Raw genomic sequence first — 20984 nt, 5'->3', positions numbered from 1 at the left:
TATGCGTCCAACTTTCCCGCCCGGCCCGGCCACCCGTTCAGCCATCTACTGGCTGGGACTCCTGGCCGCCCTCAAGGCGTTGTCCCTGGTCCTGATCGGGCAGGCTGTGGCCTCGGCTCTTGCCGGACTCGCGGCGGGGAATCCGGCCTGGGCGGACCAGGTGGCAGTCGGCATGGCGGGAGTGGTGCTGCGGTCCCTCACGGTGTGGGGGCAGGCAGTGGCAGCCCGCCGGGCAGCCCTGGGCATCAAGGAGGAGCTGCGTTCCGGTTCGCTGGAAAGGGCGCTGCGCAACGGCGTCCGCGGCACGGGTCCGGCCGACGGCGGACTGGCAGTGCTTGCCACCCGCGGACTGGATGCGCTGGACAGCTACTACACCCAGTTCCTGCCCGCGCTGGTGAACTGCGCGGCCATCCCGCTCCTGGTGGGGGCCCGCATCCTCTTCGCCGACTGGGTCAGTGCTGTAGTCATCGTCCTGACCGTTCCACTGGTGCCGCTGTTTATGGTGCTGATCGGCCGGTACACCGAGGACAACGTCCGTGAGGCGCAGGCGTCCCTCGCCAGGCTCTCCACCCACATGCTGGAACTCGCCAAGGGACTGCCGGTCCTGGTGGGCCTGGGACGGGCCACCGCGCAGCGCAGGGCGCTCGAGGAGATCTCCGAGGAATACCGTGCCCGCACCATGGGAACACTGCGGACTGCATTCCTCTCGGCGCTGGCCCTGGAGCTCGTCGCCACCATCTCCGTAGCCGTGGTGGCTGTTTTCATCGGTGTCCGGCTGGTCCACGGCGACATGCCGCTGGAGGCCGGCCTGCTGGCCCTGATCCTCGCACCGGACTGCTACCTGCCGCTGCGCGAACTGGGCACCGCCCACCATGCCAGTGACGATGGCCGGGTGGCGCTCGCCGAAACAACTGCAGTGACTGACGCGCCGGAGCCGCAGCCGCTCCGGACGACCCCGGCCGGCAGGCCGGGCGCACCCATAACTGTCAGCGGCCTTACAGTCAGCTATGAAGGACGGTCCCTGCCCGCCGTTGGACCGCTCAGTTTCAGCGCACCGCAGAGCAGGATCACCGCGCTGGACGGACCCAGCGGCGCCGGCAAAAGCACGGTGCTGGGCATACTGGCCGGGACCATCGGCCACGGAACAGGCACCACGGTCAGCGGCACCATCACGGGCCTGGACCGCAGCAAAATTGCCTGGGTTCCGCAGCATCCGGTCATGGTGGCGGAGACGGTACTCGACGAGGTCGTGCTCTACCTGTCGGCCGGCTCCGGCCTTGAAACAGGCGACCACAGGCGCCACGGAGCGGAAGCTGCTGCCCGCGCCTGCCTGGCCCGGGCCGCAGCCGCACACCTTGCTGCGAAACACCCTGCCGAGCTGAGCCCGGGAGAACTCCGCCGCGTGGCCTTCGCGCGCGGCCTGGCGCGGATCGAAGCCGGCGCCACCGTCCTGTTGCTGGATGAGCCCACGGCGCACCTGGACGATGCCTCGGCAGCATTGGTCGAAGACGCCATCAGGAAGCTCCGGGGACAGGTAACTGTCATCCTGGTGGCGCACGAGGACCGCACCCGCGCCCTCGCGGAACACCTGGTGCCGGTGGCCGGGCACAGCATGACGGCCGTGGCTGCCGCCCAGCCGGGACGCATCGTCGAACCCCGCCCGGATACTGTGATGCCGAACGTGGCGGCACCTGCTGCCCTTCCGCCCGCGGGTGCCAAGCGGGGCCCTGCAGAGGCTCCCGCCGCAAGCGCCGGAGAGCTGGACGCATGCAAGCGCGGTGCCGCCCGGCTGCTGGCCGCACTCCTGGCGCCCGTTCGGGGCAAGTTCGCCGCCGCAGCCCTGGTGGGCACCCTGGCGGCGGTCTTCGCCGTCGCCCTGTCCGGGCTGTCCGGCTGGCTCATCATCCGCGCCAGCGAGCAGCCACCCATCCTGTACCTGCTGACCGCGATCGTTGGGGTACGGTTCTTCGGAATCGGCCGCGCGGTGCTCCGCTACTGCGAGCGGCTCCTCCTGCACGACGCCGTGTTTGCTGCCCTTACGCAGTTGCGGGGCAGGCTCTGGGAGTCCCTGAGCCGGCGGGCGCTGCCGCTCCGCCGCCTGTTGCAGGGCGGAAACGTCCTCGGAACCGTGATTGACGACGTCGATACCGTCCGCGACCTCCTGCCGCGCGTTGTCCTGCCGCCGGTCACAGCATTCGCGGTTTCCGTTCTGGCCCTGGTCACCACGTCCTTGCTGGTGCCTGCCGCGCTTCCCGCCGTGATCGCCGCCAGCGTGGCGGGCCTCCTGCTCGCTCCGGGGGTCGCATTGTGGGGCGACCGCAAGTCCGCCACCGCCGAACAGCTCCTCCGCTCCAAGGTCCTGCGCCGTGTTTCGGCAGCCCTTGACGCCCGTGCCGAGCTCCACGCCAACGGCGCAGCTTCCCGCGTGCTGAACGAACTGCGCGCCCGGGACCGCGAAGCGACCAAGGCTTCCCAGCGTTCGGCCTGGGCTGACGGCCTGGGACAGGCCATCACCACTGCGGCCTGCGGTGCCGCCGCCCTCGGCGCCGCCTGGCTGGCGGGTCCGGCCGTGCTCGCCGGCCAGCTCCCGCCGGCAACGGCGGCCGTGGTGGTCCTGCTGCTCCTCGCTTTGGTGGAGCCGTTCGCAGCCACGACGACGGCCGCGCGCCAGTTCCCGGCGCTGCGGACGGTAATGGAGCGCGTGGCTGCGTCCGGGGCGCTGGAGGCGGATACCCGGGACCACAGCGGGCACCGTGATCCTGACGGGGCCGATGGTGACGGCCTGCAGGCTGTTCCTGCCCGCCCGGGCGGCCTTCCCGGCGTCGAACTGGCAGCCCTCTCGGCATCCTGGCCCGGGGGTGCTCCCGTGTTCTCCGGCCTGGACGCCGTGGCGGAACCCGGGAGGTGGCTGGCCGTCACCGGCCCGTCGGGGTCGGGAAAGTCCACGCTGTTGTCGGTGCTGCTCGGCTTCCTGCCGGTTGCCGCCGGACGGGTGGGAGTTACCGGCCGGGCTGCCTGGTGCCCCCAGGAAGCGCACCTGTTTGATTCCACCATCCGGGGAAACCTGCTGCTGGGCCGGCCCGGCTCAGGTAATGGAACTGCCGGAAGCGGGGAAGAAGCCGACAGAGAGATGACAGCTGCGCTGGCGTCGGTTGGCCTGGCTGGACTGCTGGAGCGGCTGCCTGCGGGCCTGGACACGCGGATCGGTCCCGGCGGGGCATTCCTCAGCGGCGGGGAGCGGCAGCGCCTGGCTGTGGCCCGCACCCTGATGACCGGTGCGGAAGTGATCCTGCTGGATGAGCCAACGGCCCACCTGGACGCAGAGTCGGCCCGGGCCATGCTGGCGGACCTGCGGCAGGGACTGCGCCACCGCACCGTGGTGCTGGTGACGCACAACCCGGCCGACATCCGGGACGAGGATGCACGCATGGTGCTTGCGCCCGGTACCGGCAAGGAAGGCGCAGAGCACGGCTTTCCACCGGGTCATCACCTTGTGGCGTCGTTGGCGGGGGATCAGCCGTCCACGTCGTGAAGGTGATGGACCACGTCGTGCAGGAAGTACTGGGAAAGCGTCAGGACCGTGAACTCCGAGCCGTTGCTGCGCAGCCCCTTGCGTCCCCACTCCGACTCCCGGACTGCCGCGAATGATTCCGCCGCCTGCTGTCCTTCGGCCGTGAGCTCGGCGCTGACCACGGCGGGGTCGGCGTTGGCGTAGTCCTTGTCGATGGCCGTCTGGTCCTGGTCCCAGTTGTCGAACCGTGCGTGGTCCGAATCGAGCATGAGGTTCAACCGCTGGTCGAAAAGGCTGAACACGTCGCGGACGTGGCAGGCATACTCCAAAGCGGACCACGTGTGGTCGTCGGGACGCTCGGCCACGTCAGGCCGCCGCAGCACGGCGCGCCAGCGGGGGAGCAGGCTCCCGATACTGCCAGCGACGGTCGAGGGCGTGGCAGTGGAGGCATCGAACGAGCATTCCGGACAGGGACGGGTGAGGACCCAGGTCCAGTCCTTTTCATCAGGCACGATAGGCATGAGAGCAGTCTAAGCGGGATCCGGCCAGGCCATGGCAGGGCCTACCACCTCGACCGGCTGGGACAGCGGGATCCCCGAACCGTCACGCCGGCCGTGCTCCTGCGGCAGGGACCGGGCCACCCCGGCGGCCGAGGAAGCCTTCGCGGGGCCGTGGCCGGCCCATGCCAGCAGCAGTGTGTCCTCGCCCTTCAGGAAGCGGTGGGCCCGCACTCCCGCCGTCGCGCGTCCCTTCGCAGGGTACTCGGAGAATGCTGTCACTTTGGCCGTGCCCGGTGCCGTGCCCGGGAGTGCTCCTGTCGTGCCGGCGATGGTCACCACCACCGCGGACTCGTCCTTGGGCTGGACGGCGCCGAAGAAGAGAACGCGGTCACCGGCAGCGAGCTTGATTCCTGCCATGCCGCCGGCGGTGCGCCCCTGCGGGCGGACCACGCCGGCGCCGAACTTGAGGAGCTGGGCCTGGCTCGTCAGGAAGACCAGTTCGCTATCCTCAGCTCCCGCCGGCGCGACACCCACCACATAGTCCTTGTCCTTCAGCGCAATGACTTCCCAGTCCTCGCGGTTCAGCGGATAGTCCGGCTGAACCCGCTTCACCACTCCCTGGGCCGTGCCGATGGCCAGTACTTCATCGAGCGGGGCGAATGCCACCAGGGTTTCCCCCTTCAACAGGGTGATGAAGTCCTTGGCGGGAACGCCGCCGGCGAGGTTCGGCAGCCCGGACACCGGCGGCAGGACGGGCATGTCCATTACCTGCAGGCGGAGCATGCGCCCGTGCGAGGTGACGGCGGCAATCTCGCCCCGGGCGGACGTCTTGACGACGGAGGTGTACACGTCGTGCTTGGTCCTGGGGCCAGCCTCTGCCAGCGGTTCGCGGTTGCTGGTGCGCGCAATCTGGCCCGAGGCCGTCAGGATGGCCCAGCAGGGGTCGTCGGCGATTTCCAGTGCCAGCGGGACTGCCTTGCCCTTCTTCCCGTTGGCCAGCGCCAGGTCGGCGGCGACAGTGGGGGACACGGCCTCGGATTCGAGCAGCACGGTCCGCCGCGGGGTGCCGTGCTCTTCGGCGATGGCACCAAGTTCGTCCGACACCAGGGTCCGGAGCCGCTCCTCGGAACCGAGGATGGCCTCGAGCTCAGCGATCTCACGGCGCAGCTCGTCCTGTTCCTTCTCCAGCTCAATCCGCGAATACTTGGTCAGCTGGCGGAGCCGCAGCTCCAGGATGTAGTTCGCCTGGATTTCGGTGAGGTCGTAGATGGACATCAGCCGGGCACGGGCGGCGGCGGCCTCGTCCGAAGACCGGATGATCTGGATGACCTCATCGATGTCCACGATGGCGATGAGGAGGCCTTCCACCAGGTGCAGGCGGTCCTTCTTCTTTCCCAGCCGGAAGACAGTCCTTCGGCGTACGACGTCGATCCGGTGGTTCACGTACACGGTCAGCAGCTGCACCAGGCCCAGTGTCTGCGGCTGGCCGTCCACGAGGGTGACGTTGTTGATGCCGAAGGAGTCCTCCATCGGCGAATAGCGGTAGAGCTGCTGGAGCACCGCGTTGGGGTTGAAGCCGTTCTTGAGTTCGATCACCAGGCGCAGGCCGTGTTTGCGGTCCGTCAGGTCAACGATGTCGCTGATGCCCGTCAGCTTTTTGGAGTTGACGGCGTCCTTGATCTTCTCGATGACCTTTTCCGGGCCCACCATGTAGGGGAGCTCGGTGACCACCAGGCCGGTCCGGCGTGCGGAAAGCTGTTCAACCTCAACCTTGGCCCGCGTCTTGAAGGACCCGCGGCCGGTGGCGTAGGCATCGCGGATACCGTCCAGTCCCACAATCCGTCCACCGCTGGGCAGGTCCGGCCCGGGAACGAAGCGCATGATGTCGTCCAGCGTGGCGCCCGGGTTGGCAATGAGGTGCCGGGCGGCGGAGATGACCTCCACGAGGTTGTGCGGGGCCATGTTGGTGGCCATGCCGACGGCGATGCCCGTGGCGCCGTTGACCAGCAGGTTGGGGAACGCGGCCGGCAGGACGTCCGGCTGGGTGAGCTGGTTGTCATAGTTGGGGACAAAGTCCACCACGTCCTCATCGAGGTGGTCGGTGAGGGTGAGGGCAGCAGCCGCGAGCCTCGCCTCGGTGTACCGCGGGGCGGCCGGGCCGTCGTCGAGCGAGCCGAAGTTGCCGTGTCCGTCAATCAGCGGCAGCCGCAGCGAGAAGTCCTGGGCCATGCGCACCATGGCGTCATAGATGGCAGTGTCACCGTGCGGGTGCAGCTTGCCCATGACCTCACCCACCACACGGGCGCTCTTGACGTGTCCCCGGTCCGGGCGCAGGCCCATGTCGCTCATCATGTAGAGGATCCGGCGCTGCACCGGCTTGAGGCCGTCCCGGGCGTCCGGAAGCGCCCGCGAGTAGATCACCGAGTACGCGTACTCCAGGAAGGAGCCTTCCATTTCGGAGGTGACATCGATATCCACGATGTTCTCCGTGTAGGCGGAGCTGTCATCCACAGCGGGGGCGGAACTTTGGCGGCGGGCCATGGGGGTTGGTAAATCCTTCTGGGTACTGTGCAGCTGACGGGGGTGTGCTGCGGAAGTTTTTGGCTAGGCTAAGCCTATGGTGGATCAGCCCGGGGACGGCGAATATCCGGAACATTGGGAAGCCGATGTCGTGCTTCGCGACGGCGGGACAGCCCACTTGAGGCCGATTCATCCCTCCGACGCTGACGCTGTCCAGGCCTTCCACGTCGGGCAGTCGCAGGATTCAATCTACATGCGGTTCTTCGCCTTCAAGGCCAGGCTGTCCAGCAAGGAGCTCAAGCGCTTTACCGAGGTTGACTACAAGGACCGGGTGGCTTTCGTCATCACCATCCGCGGTGAAATCGTCGGTATTGGGCGCTACGACCGGCTCGATGACCCCACCGAGGCGGAGGTGGCGTTCAACATTGCCGACTCCCACCAGGGGCGGGGAATCGGCTCCATCCTGCTGGAGCATCTGGCCGCAGCGGCACATGAAAACGGGATCCGGCGCTTCAGTGCCGAGGTACTGCCGGAAAACCGCAAGATGTTGAAGGTATTTTCCGAGGCCGGTTACGACGTCCGGCGGCATTTTGACGACGGCGTCGTCAGCCTCGAGTTCAACATTGACCCTACTGAAAAGTCGCGTGCCGTGATGGAATCCCGGGAGCACCGCGCGGAGGCGAGGAGCGTTCGGGACCTGCTGACGCCGTCGTCCATTGCCGTGATCGGTGCCAGCCGCAAGTGGGGGACCGTCGGCTACCAGCTCCTGGAGCACATCATCGAGGGCGGCTTCAGCGGCCCCGTTTACGCCATTAATCCGGAAGCGCTGGAACTCGCCGGCATGATGTCGTTCGGCAAACTCTCCGAGGTCCCGGATCCCGTCCAGCTGGCCGTCGTCGCCGTCCCGTATGAAGAAGTCCCCGCCGTGGTGGCGGACTGCGCCGCTGCAGGCGTCAGGGGACTGGTGGTTGCCTCGGCAGGCTTCGCGGACGACGGCGAACGCGGCCTGCTGCGCCAGCGGGACCTGGTGCGGCAGGCCCGGGCAAGCGGCATGCGGGTGATTGGGCCGGCGTCGTTGGGAATCGTGAACACCAACCCGGACGTGTCATTGAATGCTTCGATGGCGCCCACCCTGCCGCTCCGGGGCGGGCTGGGCCTGTTCAGCCAATCGGCGGCGATCGGCGTCTCGCTGTATGCCGCTTCCAGCCGGCGACGGCTTGGCCTGTCCACGTTCCTGTCCGCCGGTAACCGGGCCGACGTCTCGGGCAACGACATGATGCAGTACTGGGAGGACGATCCCGATACCACCGCCGTCGGGCTCTACCTCGAATCCATCGGCAACCCGCGCAAGTTTTCCCGCCTGGCCCGGCGGCTGGCGCGCACCCGGCCGGTCATCGTGGCCAAGTCTGACGCCATGGGGCTGCGGCTGCCGCCCGGGCACGCCGTACGGACAACCCAGGCGCCCTCCGGCGCGCTGGACGCGATGCTGCGCCAGTCCGGCGTCATCCGGGTGGAAACCATTGAGCAGCTCGTGGACGTCGCGCAGGTAGTTTCGGCGCAGCCGCTCCCCGCCGGCCCGGGACTGGCCATCTTCAGCAACTCCCAGGCGCTGGGCAAGGTCGTGGCGGACAGTGCGTCTTCGCAGGGCCTCATCGCCGCGGAACTGGTCACCGGCGTGGACCTCGACGCCGGCCAGTCGATTGCCCTGCCCGCCCTGAGGGCCAGCCTGCTCAAGGCACTCGAGTCCGACGCCGTCCACTCGGCCGTTGCGGCGCTGCTCCCTGCCCGCGGGCTGACCGTGGACAGCATCGCTGAAGTATTGGCCGAATGCTCGGCAACAGCCGGAAAACCGGTGGTGGCCGCCTTCACCGGCATCCTCGACCCTTCCATATCCGTGGAGGGGATGCTGGGGTCCGGGGAACATATGGTCCCTTGCTTTTCGAATCCGGGGGCAGCCGTCGCTGCGCTCGCTGCCGTGGTCCGCTACGCCGAATGGGTGTCCCGGGACCAGGGGCATTTCGTGGAACCCGAAGGGTGCAACCCCGAGCTTGCCCGGGCGGAGATCGAAGCCCTGCTCAGGGATGTCAAGGGTGAGCAGCTGAAGAAGCTGGACCCGGCAGCCGCGGCCTCACTGCTGGGGCATTACGGGATCAGGGTGCTGCCTTCGGTGGGCTTTGACAACCCAGACCAGGCCGTTGAGGCTGCGGAGGCCCTGGGCTGGCCCGTGGTGCTGAAGACAACCGATCCGGCGCTGCGGCACCGGCTGGATCTCGGCGGGGTACGCCTGGATATCCAGGATGCGGAATCGCTGCGGCTGAACGTGCTGCAAATGCGTCGCGTGCTTGCCAATTACGGGGACCCCGCGCTGGAAGTACAAAGCATGGCGCCGGTGGGGCAGGCCTGCACGTTCCGGGCCATCGAGGATCCGCTGCTGGGTCCGGTGATCTCGTTCGGGCTCGCCGGGGACGCCGTGAACCTGCTGGACGACTGGGCGCACCGGGTGCCGCCGCTTTCGGCCGCCGACGTCGACGACTTCATCCGCGCCCCGCGTGCGGCGCAGAAGCTGTTTGGCTACCAGGGCCTGCCGGCCGTGGACGTCAAGGCGCTTGAGGACCTCGCGGGCCGCCTCGCCTGGCTCAAGGACAACCACCCCGAAATCGCCCTGGTGGAACTCAACCCCGTCCTGTGCGGCACCTCGGGAGCCACCACCCTGGCTGCTGACGTACGCATCGGCAATGCCGCCCAGCGGACAGACAGCGCGCGGCGTGCCATGCTGGGCTGATTCGGTTAGCAAGTGACCGGCCGATCTGTGAAAATGGGGGAATGAGCTCACAGCCTCCCGCGTCGGCGCCCGAAACGCCCGGCAATGAAACCCAGGCAGTCCGCCACCACAGCTCACACAGCCACAGCGCCCAGGGCCAGAGCCTGGAAGGCGCCCTTCAGAAGGCAGGCTTCTACCCCCGCCTCGTGGCCGATGTCGTCGATGACGCCCTGGACGGCCGCGACTGTGTGGCTCACCTCGTGCACCTGGAAACCCACTTCGACCGTGCTGAAGTCCGGCGCCACATCACGGTGCTGGTGCTCACCTCGGACATGCTGGTGATCACCCACGTAGACGACCAGCAGCTGGACGAGGCCGGCGAGCAGATCGTCGCCCAGATCTCCACCGAATCCGTTCCCGTGGCCCAGATCCGGTCTGTTGTGCTGAGCTATATGTACTCGCAGCCGCAGAACTACAAGCCCTCGGACCCGGTGCGCGAAGTAACGCTGTCCATTGCCTGGTCCGGCGGCCAGCGGCTGGACATGGGTCCTGCCAGCTGCGGTGATCCCCAGTGCGAAGCGGACCACGGCTACAGCGGAACCATCGCCCAGGAGGACATCGTCCTGCGCATCAGTGCCGAAGCGGACGGCTTGCAGGCAGTGCAGGACGCCAAACTTTTCGCCCGCGCACTTCGTGCCGTCAACACCGGTTCCCCCGCTCCTCAGCCGCACGTGCAGTCGATGCCGCCGCGGCCGCGCGCAGGAGTCTTCGGCAACCGCCTCAGCCGCGGGCACCAGCAGCGCTGATGCCCGAAGACCGCCACCTGAACGTTAACGTGTCCGCCCAGCCCCAGGTTGTCCTCCCGCCGGCGCCTGCCTACGGACAGCGCTCCATCGCCGACGTGCTCACCAGCGCCGCGGCAAGCCTGGGGGTTGAAGGGTTTAAGAACACCCTTGGCCTCCCTGCCGCCTCACGCGTGTGCGTGGTGTTGGCCGACGGCCTCGGCCGGAACCTGCTGAAGCAGAAATCGGCCCACACGCCCTTCCTGCGCTCAGTCATCCAGGCCGGTCAGGGGGCCGTGCCCGTCTGGCTGGATTCCGCGTTCCCTTCCACCACCGCAGCCGCCCTGGCCAGTTTCGGCACCGGTCTCCCGCCAGGCCAGCACGGCATGGTGGGCTATGACGTGCTGGACCCGGAGCAGGACAAGGTAGTCAACCTGCTCGGAAACTGGGATCCCGGCGTCGACCCCGCCACGTGGCAGCCGTTCCCCACTGTGCTGGAACGCGCCCAGGAACACGTGGACGTCACCACCGTCAGCCTCCCGCAGTTCGGCGGCTCGCCCATGACCCGTGCAGCCTTGCGGGGCGGCACATTCATCTCGGCCACCACGGCGCACGCCCGGACGGAAGCTGCGGCCGAGGCCATGTCCTCCGCTAATCCATCATTGATGTACTTCTACCTCAACGAGCTGGACAAGGCCGGGCACCGCTACGGCTGCCAGTCCGAGCAATGGGAGTACCAGCTCGAAGAGCTTGACGCGACCGTAAAGCGGCTCAACGCTTCCCTCCCGGCCGGCACCACCATCCTGCTCACGGCGGACCACGGCATGCTGGACGTCCCCGAGCAGCAGCGCATCGATTTCTCCGCAGAGCCTGCCCTGGTGGAAGGGGTCCGGCATACCGCAGGGGAGCCGCGGATGGTCCATCTCTACCTTGAACACGGTGCAGGGGAGGACGTCCGGGAACGCCTGCTTTCGGCTTGGCGGGCACGCTTCGGCGGGCAGGTGTGGGCTTTCACCCGCGAAGAAGCACTCGCTGCGGGCCTTTTCGGCACCGTCCGTCCCGCCGTCGAGGGCCGGATCGGCGACGTCATGATCGCAGCGAGGGACGCCGTCGCCCTGTATGACACACGCCGAGTGCGGCCCACCGCCATGGAAGTGGTGGGTCAGCACGGCTCGCTCACCAAGGCCGAGCGGGAGGTCCCCCTGCTCTGCTTCACGGCCGGCGGCAGGAGTCCCCGCCGTGGCTGAACTGGTCTTTTTCTCCGGCACCATGGACTGCGGTAAGTCGACGCTCGCCCTGCAGATGGACCACAACCACCGTGCCAGGGGCCGCGGAGGAGTGCGCTTCAGCCGGAACGACCGTGCCGGCGAATCACGGATCTCCAGCCGTCTGGGTTTGCAGACAGACGCAGTTGAGGTGGTTGACGGCACCGACTTCTGGGAGGAAGTCATGCTGCGGCGTACGCAGGGGCAGCGGGTGGACTACCTGATCTGTGACGAGGCCCAGTTCTACACGCCGGAGCAGGTGGAACAGTTGGCGAAAGTCGTGGACGAGATTGACGTGGACGTGTTCGCGTTTGGTATCACGGCCGATTTCCGTACCAGGCTGTTTCCCGGTTCCCAGCGGCTTGTCGAACTCGCGGACAGGGTGCAGGTGCTGCAGGTGGAGGCGCTGTGCTGGTGCGGCCGGCGTGCCACCCACAATGCGCGGACCGTCGACGGCGTGATGGTCACCGAGGGCGCGCAGGTGGTGGTGGGCGACGTGGACATGGCGGGTGACACTGCCGCACCGTGGGGCAGCGACCACGTCCCCGTTGTGGGTTACGAGACGCTTTGCCGAAGGCACTACATGCGGCGTGTTACTGCCCATGGCGCCACCTTGATGGGCCAGCAGGACCCGCTGCTGCCGTTCGAAGTCGATGCCTGCCTGTGGCGGGGCTCAGGTGGAGCCGGAGCCGACGGGGCTACCGGGGCTTAAAGCAGGCACCGGGCTGAGCTGCTCCGGTGCCGGCACCTGACACAGGTCTGACGCCACCTCCTGCCCGTTGGGAGGGTGCTGCTCCGGTGCCGGCACCTGACGCAGGTCTGACGCCACCTCCTGCTCCGGGTGGGAGTTGCTGCTCCGGTACCGCGGCCATTTGCCGCTTGCTGCTCCTTCGTCGCTCTGACGCAAGCTACACAAATGACCCCGGCACCTTCGCTGGACTTCGGGTACCGAGGCAAGCTGCGGCCTGCTACCACTCCGCGACGCGCGATTACTGGCTGCCTTGACGCGCCGTTTCCATAAATATCGAAAAGTCTTTTCCTGAGCCCTGCGTAGGGGCCCTGTTTTGTCAGACCCCCTCGCCATGATGGGGGTATGGAAACGAACCCGGCAGTAGTGCAGGCGGAGGCGGCTGTTGAGGCTGCTGTCGCTGCGTTCATGGCGGCGCTGGCTGGCGGCGATACTGCTGTTTCCGGTGCCAGTGATGGACCCGAGGCGGCGGGTGTGCCTGAGGCTGCGGCGGGTTTCGATGATGACCCGTTGCAGCGGGTTGCTGATGGGGCTTTGGCTGTTCTTGCCGTGGTGGGGCGGTCGGAAGCGAAACTGGCGGCGGTGAAGACACAGGCCGTGGCCGTGTTCGCCGGGGCCACAAAAGCTCTGAACGCTCCTGTGCGGTCGCCGTATGAGGCGACGGCGCAGGAGCGGAGCCTGGTCGCTGAGGTCGGGTGTGTGCTGTCGATCGGTGACCGCGCCGCCGGTGCCCTGCTCGCCGACTCCCACGCCCTGACCACCTCCCTGCCCCGGACCCTGGCAGCTTTGCAGGCCGGGACGGTTTCCTGGGCGCACGCCCGGGCCATGGTGGACCAAACCGTGAGCCTTGACCGTGCCGGGGCGGAGGCGCTGGAGGCGCACTTCCTGGACCCGGACACGCCGGGACCGGCCGCAGCCGCCAGGGTCGGGGAGATGCCGGCGTACCGGTTCAAAGCCAAGGCCCGGGCCTGGCGGGAACGTCACCACCCGGAGAGCCTGGAGAAGCGGCACGCCAAGAGTGTGGCGGACCGGCGGGTCGAGTACTGGCCGGACAACGACGGGATGGGCTGGGTCGCAGCCTGCCTGCCCGCGGACCAGGCGTCGGCGATCTGGGACCGGCTCACCGCCATCTCCCGGGAAATGCAGGGACCGGACGAACCCCGCACCCTGACCCAGCTTCGGGCCGACAACTTCGCTTCAGGGCTCCTCGACACCGGGCCCGGCATCAGCGCCGGAAACAGTTCCAGTAACGGCGCCGTAAATAGTTTTGGAAACGGCGGGGCCAGCAGTGCCCGCGGCGCCGGTGGCGGTGGGGAGGAAACCGGTCCGGGGCAGGGATCTTCGATCCGGGCGCAGGTCCTGGTTACCGTGCCGGTGTTCTCCCTGCTGGGCCAGACCGATGAGCCGGCGATGCTGGACGGGTCAGGACCCATCCCCGCCTCGGTGGCACGGAATTTGGTCGCTGACGGGGCGGACTCGTTTTACCGGGTGCTGGTGGATCCGCGGGACGGGGGGCCACTGGAGATCGGCCGCACCAACTACCGGGTAACCAAAGCGATGCGGAACTGGCTTAGGTTGAGGGACGGTAAATGCCCGTTCCCGGGCTGCAACAACAGCTCCCTGGACAACGAAGCGGACCATCTCCTCGCCTGGCACAAGGGCGGCACCACCGGCATATCAAACCTCGGCCAGCCCTGCCCGAAACACCACAAACTCCGACACACGAGCGCCTGGAAACCAGCATCGGCCACCAAAAAGGAACCACCCGGCTGGACCTCACCCACCGGGAGACACTATAAAAGCGAACACCAGGACTGGGAACCACCAGCGTGGCCGGAATGGCTGGCGCCGGAATCGATTACGGACGGGCTACACGGTGATGGCGGCGTTCAATGCCCTCGAATGTCTCATTCGGCTCTGCCCCACCTGGACCTCGAGCTGTCCAATATGTGTGGCAAAAATCCAGGTCTGCCGGAACAAGGCATGCCGTGTTCCGAAACCGCCTATGAGGACCCGCCCCTCGAAGACCTGCCGGACTTCGACATCCCTGAGGACCCCGGAGTCCCCGAAGACGAACTGCCCGAGGACCCATTCGCCGAGTGGCACCTGATGCTGGCCATGGCGGTCCACGCCTAGTCAGGAAAACAAGAACGAAGGTGAAGCTTCAGGCTCCGAACGTTTGCAGCTTGGGCGCTAGTCGCCCCGAGTACCGAAGACTATCTCGTCCCAAGAAGGGACGCTGGAGCGCTTGGGCCTGCCCGGCTGGCGCTCAGGAGCGCCAGTCTCCGGAAGCTGGCCTGTAACGGGGGAATTGTCTTCGTTCCGCGTAGCTTGCCGCCGAGGATTCCCGCCCAGCAGCTCGTTCAAGCCTCCGCCACTAACAGGACTGCCGTCGGTGTCGCCACTGCCATCACGGGTGCCGTTCACATCCCCGTTTCCGGGGACGGGGGTGCTGCCGGAGGGCCTGCGGGGGGACGCCACAATGGTGATTTCGCGGGTATCAGTACTCACGCCGTCGTGCAGCTTTAGAGCGTCTTCCATGGCATCACGGTGAGGGGGAATGAGGCTAAGCCGGGACAGCATGGAAGGCCTGGCATCGCGGCGGCGGGTAAAGGAAGTGGCCTGTGCGGCAGGGGATTCCGGGGTGTCATCCTGCGACTCGTCGCCGGGCTCCTCCGGTTCAGGTACTACTTCCGATGGACGCGGGTGGGCAGCAGGCACGCCGTGGGTCAGGAGCAGCGCCAAAGCGTCGTCAGAATCCTCGTCGACACCCAGGCGCTGTCCGCGGCGCGAGCGAAGCATGTCCAGGAGTCCGTCTGATTCCTTGCCATCCGCCTGCTCGGCCTCGGGGCCGGGACGGGGTGAAGGGCGGGCGGAATCGGCGTCGGTTTCGAAGTCGAAGGGACGGTCGGAGACGGCCGAAAGCCTGCGCGCCGGGACTGGTCCGTCCAAGGGCTCAAGCTCGCTGAGCTGCTGCGCCCATCGGTTTGTGTTCTGCAGGGATTTCCTGGCAGGACTGAACGTCCATAGTGCCGGCGGCTCCTCGCCGATGCCGGCCTTACCGTCGGAATTGGTTTCGAAGCTGGCCGAGACCGTCCAGGTACCGTCCTGGCGCCGCCAGGAATCCCACTCCACTGTGGACGGATCAATGCCATGGGCTGACAGCCGGTGCGCAACCATGTCATCCAGGGTGGCGGGACTGTCCCCAAATGCGGACCGGTAGATATCGTGGCCTGGCGAAGGCGAGGCGACCTCAACCTTCCGTGCCTGCTGGGCAACATACTCCCGTTCGGCCAGGACAGGCCCCTCGTAGCGTTCGACCTTCGCCAGCGGGAGGCCGGAGAGTTCCGCCACGTCCGCAGCAGTCGCACCGGCCCGAATCCGGGCCTGGATGTCCCTGGGAGACATGGGAATGGCAGACCGCTCGGCCGGCGGCCTCGCGGCTGACCTGGTCGCGGTCCTCAGCGCTTCGTCGATCGGCAGCTGGAACATCTCGCCGCCGGCACCGCTCAACAGGAGATGCGCCCCGTCGTCGTGCACGCCTACAAGCCGTAGATCCTGCATACAAATCCTCCACCCTGGCATTACTATCAATCGAAACTCTGCCACCCGCTGATCCCGTTTTGGCTCAAGGGGCAGGGCGCGCCGCGATATTCCGGCCCGGGGTTGGGTATAGGCGCTTGCCCGCGGAGGGGAAGGAGGCGCCCCGGCCGGGCACAAACCCGGATCATCCAGCGTTATGCAGGGTGTTGTTCACAGGCCGGCAAAAAAGGAAGAAGGATACGGCGACAATGGCCACCGATTATGATGCGCCGCGCAAGTCTGAGGAAGAGCTCGGAGAGGATTCCATCGAAGAGCTGAAGACCCGGCGCTCCGACAAACCGGTTGCGGTGGTGGACGAAGACGAAAGCGATCTTGCCGCAGGCTACGAGCTGCCCGGCGCAGACCTTTCCGGAGAAGAACTGACGGTTCAGGTTGTTCCCGCCCAAGCGGACGAGTTCACCTGTTCTTCGTGCTTCCTGGTCCGGCACCGCTCCCAAATTGCCCGGGAGAAGGACGGCCGCTTCTACTGCAAGGAGTGCGAAGGCTAGCCTGCGGGCAGGTTCAAAGCACCTGCAACCGTGATAAACCGGCCAACGGAAGGGCAGTTATCGCGACGCCGGCAGGCGGGCTGAGCCGGCCTGTCACCGGCGTTGCAGAGCCGCCGAAGGGCACGTCACCGGCGTGACAGGGCCGCCGTCAGTTCGTCGGGGCGGCGGGTGGAGGCCAGCCAATACGGCGTCTGGTCCGAGGGATCCGTAATCCCGATCTTGACTACGGGGTCGATCCAGCCGCGGATGCAGAGGTAGGCGAGGGCGTTAAGCCGGGTCCCGCGTTCGGCTGTTGCTTCCGTACCCCGGAATGCCTCAACTGCGCCCACGAACCGGCGCTCGATGCTGGCCCGGCCAACGGTCAGGGAATCATCGGTCACCACGATGGCCGGGGTGGACAGGACCAGGAGCACTGCCATGATGACGAAAAGCACGCCGGCAGCAGTGAAGCCGGCTGCTGTGCTGATGGGTGCAAATACCAGGATGCCCGCTCCTGCCACGCCTGCAGCGATGATCCAGATCCAGACGTTGGGCCAGAGCTTCTCCTTATAGATCACCGCAGCCCCGGAGGACGGTTTCTGGGGCACGGGCGCGGAGGAGCTTGATTCGGGCATGTGCCCAGCTTTCCATCTTTGCGCGGCTATTTCATCTTGTGGGGCCGCCCCTTACCGGCATCCACTTGCCCGTGCAGCCGCTTCCTCCCCGGGTTCCGTTCCAGGGCAGGGGGCCTGCCCTAGGACTGATTTGGGGGTGCGGGTTAGAGTGAGTGACTGTGACTGATGATCCCGCCACAGTAGATACTCTCCACGTTGAAGCAACCGCGCCCGCCGCGGCTTCAGGTGCTCCCACCCTGCAGGTCCAGCTGAAGATGCTGGACCCGGACCTGGAGGCCCCGTCTTACGCCCACCCGGGCGACGCCGGCGCAGACCTTCGTGCCCGCGTGGACGTTGTGCTGCAGCCGGGGGAGCGGAAGATGGTCCCAACGGGAGTGGCTATTGCCCTTCCTGAGGGTTTCGTCGCATTGATCCATCCCCGTTCAGGCCTGGCCACCAAGCACGGGCTCACCATCGTGAACGCTCCAGGAACTGTGGACGCCGGTTATCGCGGCGAGATCGCTGTCACCCTCCTGAACACCGATGCTAAGCAGAGCATCGAGCTGCACCGCGGCGATAGAATTGCACAGATGGTTATTCAGCGCGTGGAGTACGCGCAGTTCATCTCCGTCAACGAATTGAGCACATCGGTACGTGGCACTGGAGGATTCGGCTCCACCGGCGGCTTCAAACCGCCGGAAGCCTGACCCTATATCTCTTCCCCAACCCGTTCTGCCGCACCGGCGTTTGCGCGCCGGACGGCAACAGAGCACGACGGCGGGACCCCCCACGGGCCGGACCGGCAACTTCACACATAAGGAGAAACCCCAATGGTCTTTGGGCTCGGCAGGAAAGCCAAGAAGGAACAAGCAGCCGAACCGGACGACGTGTCCGCTGCGGCGGAGACTGCGGAAGAGGCAGTGGACAGTTCCGGACGCCGCTCGAACGGCCCCTTCGACGAATCGGAAATCAGCAGCCGCGACGGCTATGTCGACCTGGGCGCCCTCCTGATCACCCCGAGCGAGGGGCTTCAGCTCCGGCTCGAGGTGGAAGAAGCCACCCAGCGCGTCGTCGCGGTGACCCTGGACCTGAACGGCTCCAGCCTCCAGCTCCAGGCTTTCGCAGCACCCAAGAGCGAGGGGCTCTGGGACGAGATCCGCGAGCAGATCGGCCAGTCGGTGGGTGTGCAGGGCGGACAGGTCGAGGAGGTCGAGGGCACGTTCGGAACCGAACTCGTGGCTAAGCTGCCCGCGGGACTGCCGGACGGCAGCCAAGGCTACCGGGTGGCGCGCTTCATTGGAGTGGACGGCCCCCGCTGGTTCCTGCGCGGGGTACTGGGTGGAGCTGCTGCACTCGAGCGCCCTGCGGCGGAGCCCCTCGAAGCACTGTTCCGCAAGGTAGTTGTGATCCGTGGCGACAGCCCCATGCCGCCGCGCGATCTGCTGCAGCTCCGGCTGCCCAAGGACGCCACCACCACACCTCCGCCTGCTGCACCTGCACTTCAGGAACCTGAACGTGGTCCTGAAATTACCCAGATTGGCTGACAAGCCCGGGGGAGCTCCGCTGAACGAAAACGACGATGTTCCCCTCAGCCGGCTTCCGGACAAGGGCCGGATAGTCTGCCGCGGCCGCATTGAATCCGTGACCTATGTCCCGGCGGACCAGACGGCTGCCTTCAGTGCCATCGTCACGGACGCTGATCCCCGTGAATCGGGAGCCGGTGCTGCTGCCGGTCCCGGAGGGCGGCTCCGTGTGGTGTGGCTGGGGCGGCGGCGCGTGCCGGGCATCGACGCCGGCACTGAAGTGCGGCTCAAAGGCATGCTGTCCCGTGTCGACGGCCTGCCCACCATGTTCAATCCACGCTACGAGATACTGTCCCGCCAGGAGAACGAATGACTGCATCCCAGCCCCACCCGTCCTCCGGTGCACCAGGTCCGAACGGAGCAGGCCCGAAGGGCACTGGTTCGGACGGCGCGGACAAGGACAAACTGCCGGACGATGCGGGCCAGGAAGACTCCCCTGTAGCTGGCCTCGCTGCTGACTACGCCGCCAAAGCAGGGCTGCACCGGACCCATGACGGCCGGGTGGATGTGCTGCGCAGCGCCGGCGGTGTCCAGGGCATTGCCGAAAGCATCCTCCCGGGACTGTTGTTCCTCGTGACGTACACCATCACGCAGGATCTCACGGTCTCGCTGGTGGCCGCGCTGGCCGTCGCGGCAGTCTTCACCGTGGTCAGGCTGGTACAGCGGCGTCCCCTGACGCAGGCACTGGCCGGCGTCGTCGGTGTGGGCATCTCCGCCTGGGTTGCCAATACCACCGGAAAAGCCGAGGACTTTTACCTGCCGGGCTTCTTCACCAACGCTGCCTACATCGTGGCAATGGTGATTTCGATCCTCGTGAAGTGGCCGGTGGCCGGGCTGCTGTTCGGGTTCATCCGCAATGAGGGCCTTGACTGGCGCAAGGACCCGGCCCGGCTCAAGGCGTACCGGCTCGGCACCTGGATCATCGTTGCGGTCCTGGTACTCAGGCTTGTGGTGCAGGTTCCCCTCTACCTCCTGGGACCGGAGGGGTTTGCCGCGCTGGCCACCACAAGGCTCATCATGGGTGCGCCTTTGTACATCCTGGGAGTCTGGATCGCATGGCTCGTTACCAAGCCCGCCTCGGTCGCAGACGAAGCGGCGGACGGCGCGCCCGCGAAAGGCTAGCCGCCTACCCGTCGAACCCGTCGTCCTCGGGACCTTGCTGCTCCAAGTGACCTGCGTCTTCCGCCGGCCGGGGCTGCGGCGACTCAGCGGAATCGGGGGAGAGCAACGCCCGCAACTCGTCCTCGGCAGCGATGGTGGTCACAAAAAACAGCTCGTCGCCGCCGTCAATCACGTCGTCCCGGCTGGGCGTGATCGGGGCGTGGTCCCGCAGGATGGCCACCAGCGTGGAATCTTCCGGCCAACGGATTTCCCCTACGGTCCGGCCAATCACGTGTGAATCATGCGGAACGGTGAATTCCACCAATGCGGACACCCCAGTCTGGAGGGTGAGGAGCCGGACAAGGTCGCCGATCTCCACTGCTTCCTCCACCAGGGCGGTCATCAGTTGCGGGGTGTTGACCGCGACGTCCACGCCCCAGGAATCATTGAACATCCAGTCGTTCTTGGGATTGTTGACCCGGCCTACGGTTCGGCCGACGCCAAATTCGGTCTTGGCCAGCAACGAGACAACAAGGTTCACCTTGTCATCACCGGTGGCCGATACCACCACGTCCGCGTCCTCCACCTTGGCGCCCTGAAGCGTGCTCAGCTCGCACGCGTCGCCCACGAGCCAGTGGGCGCCGCGGAGTCCACTCCGTCCAATAACCTCCGGCTTCAGATCGATCAAAAGGATCTCATGCTTGTGCGCCAGCAATTCCCTGGCAATGGACGAACCGACGCTGCCGGCCCCCACGATCACAACTTTCACTGAATCTCCTTGGCGGGGGCTTTGGCCAGGATCTGGGCCACCTGGGCACTGCGGTCAACCTGCAGCATGGCGTGCACGGTGTCGCCGTCCTGGAACGCGGTCCCGGCGTCGGGCAATAATCCTTCACCGAACCGGGTGAGGTAGGCAATGCGGATGTTCGCCGCTTTTTCGATGCTGCTGATCCGGTGGCCGATCCAGCCGGCGTCGAGATCCAGCTGGGCGAGCACCAGGCGTCCGGAGGGCTCCCGGAAGTCGCCGGCGAGGTGCTGTTCGGGAAGGATGCGGCGCAGCACCTGGTCCGCACTCCAGCGCACCGCCGCCACGGTGGGGATCCCGAGGCGCTGGTAGATCTCGGCGCGGCCGGGATCGTAGATCCGGGCCACGACATGCGGTACATGGAATGTTTCCCGGGCCACCCTGGTGGCCAGGATGTTGGAGTTGTCGCCGCTGGAGACCGCGGCGAAGGCGTACGCGTCGGCCACGCCGGCCTGCTTGAGGGTGTCCCGGTCGAAACCGACGCCGGTGACCTTGCGCCCGGTGAAACCCTGGCGGAGCCTGCGGAAAGCGCGGTCGTCCTGGTCAATGATGGCCACGGAGTGGCCGGCGTCTTCAAGCGTATGCGCCAGCGTCGCCCCCACCCGGCCACATCCCATGATCACGAAATGCGCCACCAGTATCTCCTCTGCATCTTTCCCCACGGTCCTGCCGCTAGAACTCTACCGTCAGCGTCCTGCTTCCGGCTGTCCACCGGCCGTCATGA

17 protein-coding genes are annotated in these 20984 nt (G+C 66.8%); 11 read left to right on the top strand and 6 right to left on the bottom strand.

The genetic code is table 11. The features are described 5' to 3' along the window. Position 1: 1 nt before the first annotated feature. On the top strand, positions 2 to 3532 hold the full coding sequence (gene cydD / locus M1D32_RS11655) for a thiol reductant ABC exporter subunit CydD (RefSeq protein WP_458778836.1): 3531 nt from the start codon (positions 2 to 4) through the stop codon (positions 3530 to 3532). On the opposite strand, the gene M1D32_RS11650 is transcribed toward cydD, so the two are convergent. Together M1D32_RS11650 and M1D32_RS11645 are read right to left on the bottom strand one after the other, a co-directional pair. Next, positions 3514 to 4032 carry a DinB family protein gene (locus M1D32_RS11650; RefSeq protein ID WP_458778835.1) on the bottom strand — a complete coding sequence of 173 codons (519 nt, stop codon included), beginning with the start codon at positions 4030 to 4032 and terminating at the stop codon, positions 3514 to 3516. The two genes, cydD and M1D32_RS11650, sit on opposite strands and share 19 nt — an antisense overlap. Before the next feature lie 9 nt (positions 4033 to 4041). Next, on the bottom strand, positions 4042 to 6552 hold the full coding sequence (locus M1D32_RS11645; RefSeq protein WP_458778834.1) for a DNA gyrase/topoisomerase IV subunit A: 2511 nt from the start codon (positions 6550 to 6552) through the stop codon (positions 4042 to 4044). A 76-nt stretch (positions 6553 to 6628) separates the two neighbouring features. Here M1D32_RS11645 and M1D32_RS11640 point away from each other — a divergent pair, with 76 nt between their 5' ends. The 5 genes from M1D32_RS11640 to M1D32_RS11620 all read left to right on the top strand — a co-directional run bounded on the left by M1D32_RS11640 (position 6629) and on the right by M1D32_RS11620 (position 14223). After that, complete coding sequence (locus tag M1D32_RS11640) at positions 6629 to 9313, top strand: bifunctional acetate--CoA ligase family protein/GNAT family N-acetyltransferase (RefSeq protein WP_458778833.1); 2685 nt, start codon at positions 6629 to 6631, stop codon at positions 9311 to 9313. 41 nt (positions 9314 to 9354) lie between these two features. Continuing rightward, on the top strand, positions 9355 to 10098 hold the full coding sequence (locus M1D32_RS11635; protein ID WP_458778832.1) for a DUF5998 family protein: 744 nt from the start codon (positions 9355 to 9357) through the stop codon (positions 10096 to 10098). Continuing rightward, positions 10098 to 11321, top strand: a complete 1224-nt coding sequence (locus tag M1D32_RS11630; RefSeq protein WP_458778831.1) for an alkaline phosphatase family protein — start codon at positions 10098 to 10100, stop codon at positions 11319 to 11321. The genes M1D32_RS11635 and M1D32_RS11630 overlap by 1 nt, the downstream gene beginning before the upstream one ends. Beyond that, entirely contained in the window at positions 11314 to 12051 is a 738-nt protein-coding gene (locus tag M1D32_RS11625) for a thymidine kinase (protein WP_458778830.1), read from the top strand. The genes M1D32_RS11630 and M1D32_RS11625 overlap by 8 nt, the downstream gene beginning before the upstream one ends. A 381-nt stretch (positions 12052 to 12432) precedes the next feature. Next, positions 12433 to 14223, top strand: a complete 1791-nt coding sequence (locus M1D32_RS11620; protein ID WP_458778829.1) for an HNH endonuclease signature motif containing protein — start codon at positions 12433 to 12435, stop codon at positions 14221 to 14223. Between the two features lie 57 nt (positions 14224 to 14280). Here M1D32_RS11620 and sepH read toward each other — a convergent pair whose 3' ends face one another. Continuing rightward, positions 14281 to 15651, bottom strand: coding sequence for a septation protein SepH (gene sepH / locus M1D32_RS11615; protein WP_458778828.1), 1371 nt, complete (start codon positions 15649 to 15651; stop codon positions 14281 to 14283). A gap of 227 nt (positions 15652 to 15878) precedes the next feature. Here sepH and M1D32_RS11610 point away from each other — a divergent pair, with 227 nt between their 5' ends. Further along, positions 15879 to 16178: a DUF4193 domain-containing protein gene (locus tag M1D32_RS11610; RefSeq protein WP_163163146.1), complete on the top strand. Its 300-nt coding sequence runs from the start codon at positions 15879 to 15881 to the stop codon at positions 16176 to 16178. A 125-nt stretch (positions 16179 to 16303) separates the two neighbouring features. Here the strand turns inward: M1D32_RS11610 and M1D32_RS11605 are convergent, their stop codons facing one another. Next, the gene (locus M1D32_RS11605) at positions 16304 to 16792 is read right to left on the bottom strand and encodes a DUF3093 domain-containing protein (RefSeq protein ID WP_458778827.1); all 489 of its coding nucleotides are present in this window, start codon (positions 16790 to 16792) and stop codon (positions 16304 to 16306) included. Positions 16793 to 16950: 158 nt separating this feature from the next. On the opposite strand from M1D32_RS11605, the gene dut reads away from it, so the two are divergent. From dut to M1D32_RS11585, 4 genes are all read left to right on the top strand, one after another. After that, positions 16951 to 17478 (top strand): dUTP diphosphatase, encoded by a 528-nt coding sequence (gene dut / locus M1D32_RS11600; RefSeq protein ID WP_458778826.1) that lies wholly within the window; start codon positions 16951 to 16953, stop codon positions 17476 to 17478. Positions 17479 to 17601: 123 nt separating this feature from the next. After that, complete coding sequence (locus tag M1D32_RS11595) at positions 17602 to 18315, top strand: DUF3710 domain-containing protein (protein ID WP_458778825.1); 714 nt, start codon at positions 17602 to 17604, stop codon at positions 18313 to 18315. After that, positions 18308 to 18667 (top strand): single stranded DNA-binding domain-containing protein, encoded by a 360-nt coding sequence (locus M1D32_RS11590; RefSeq protein ID WP_458778824.1) that lies wholly within the window; start codon positions 18308 to 18310, stop codon positions 18665 to 18667. The genes M1D32_RS11595 and M1D32_RS11590 overlap by 8 nt, the downstream gene beginning before the upstream one ends. Next, positions 18664 to 19476, top strand: coding sequence for a DUF3159 domain-containing protein (locus M1D32_RS11585; protein WP_458778823.1), 813 nt, complete (start codon positions 18664 to 18666; stop codon positions 19474 to 19476). Before M1D32_RS11590 ends, M1D32_RS11585 begins: the two co-directional genes overlap by 4 nt. A 4-nt stretch (positions 19477 to 19480) precedes the next feature. Here the strand turns inward: M1D32_RS11585 and M1D32_RS11580 are convergent, their stop codons facing one another. Both M1D32_RS11580 and M1D32_RS11575 read right to left on the bottom strand, forming a co-directional pair. Next, positions 19481 to 20224 (bottom strand): potassium channel family protein, encoded by a 744-nt coding sequence (locus M1D32_RS11580; RefSeq protein WP_458778822.1) that lies wholly within the window; start codon positions 20222 to 20224, stop codon positions 19481 to 19483. Beyond that, positions 20221 to 20895: a potassium channel family protein gene (locus M1D32_RS11575; RefSeq protein ID WP_458782175.1), complete on the bottom strand. Its 675-nt coding sequence runs from the start codon at positions 20893 to 20895 to the stop codon at positions 20221 to 20223. The genes M1D32_RS11580 and M1D32_RS11575 overlap by 4 nt, the downstream gene beginning before the upstream one ends. Positions 20896 to 20984: the final 89 nt, after the last annotated feature.

This window comes from Arthrobacter sp. D3-16 (assembly GCF_054408515.1).
Note: the sequence above shows the minus strand (reverse complement) of the source record. Positions and strands in the feature narration are given on the sequence as shown.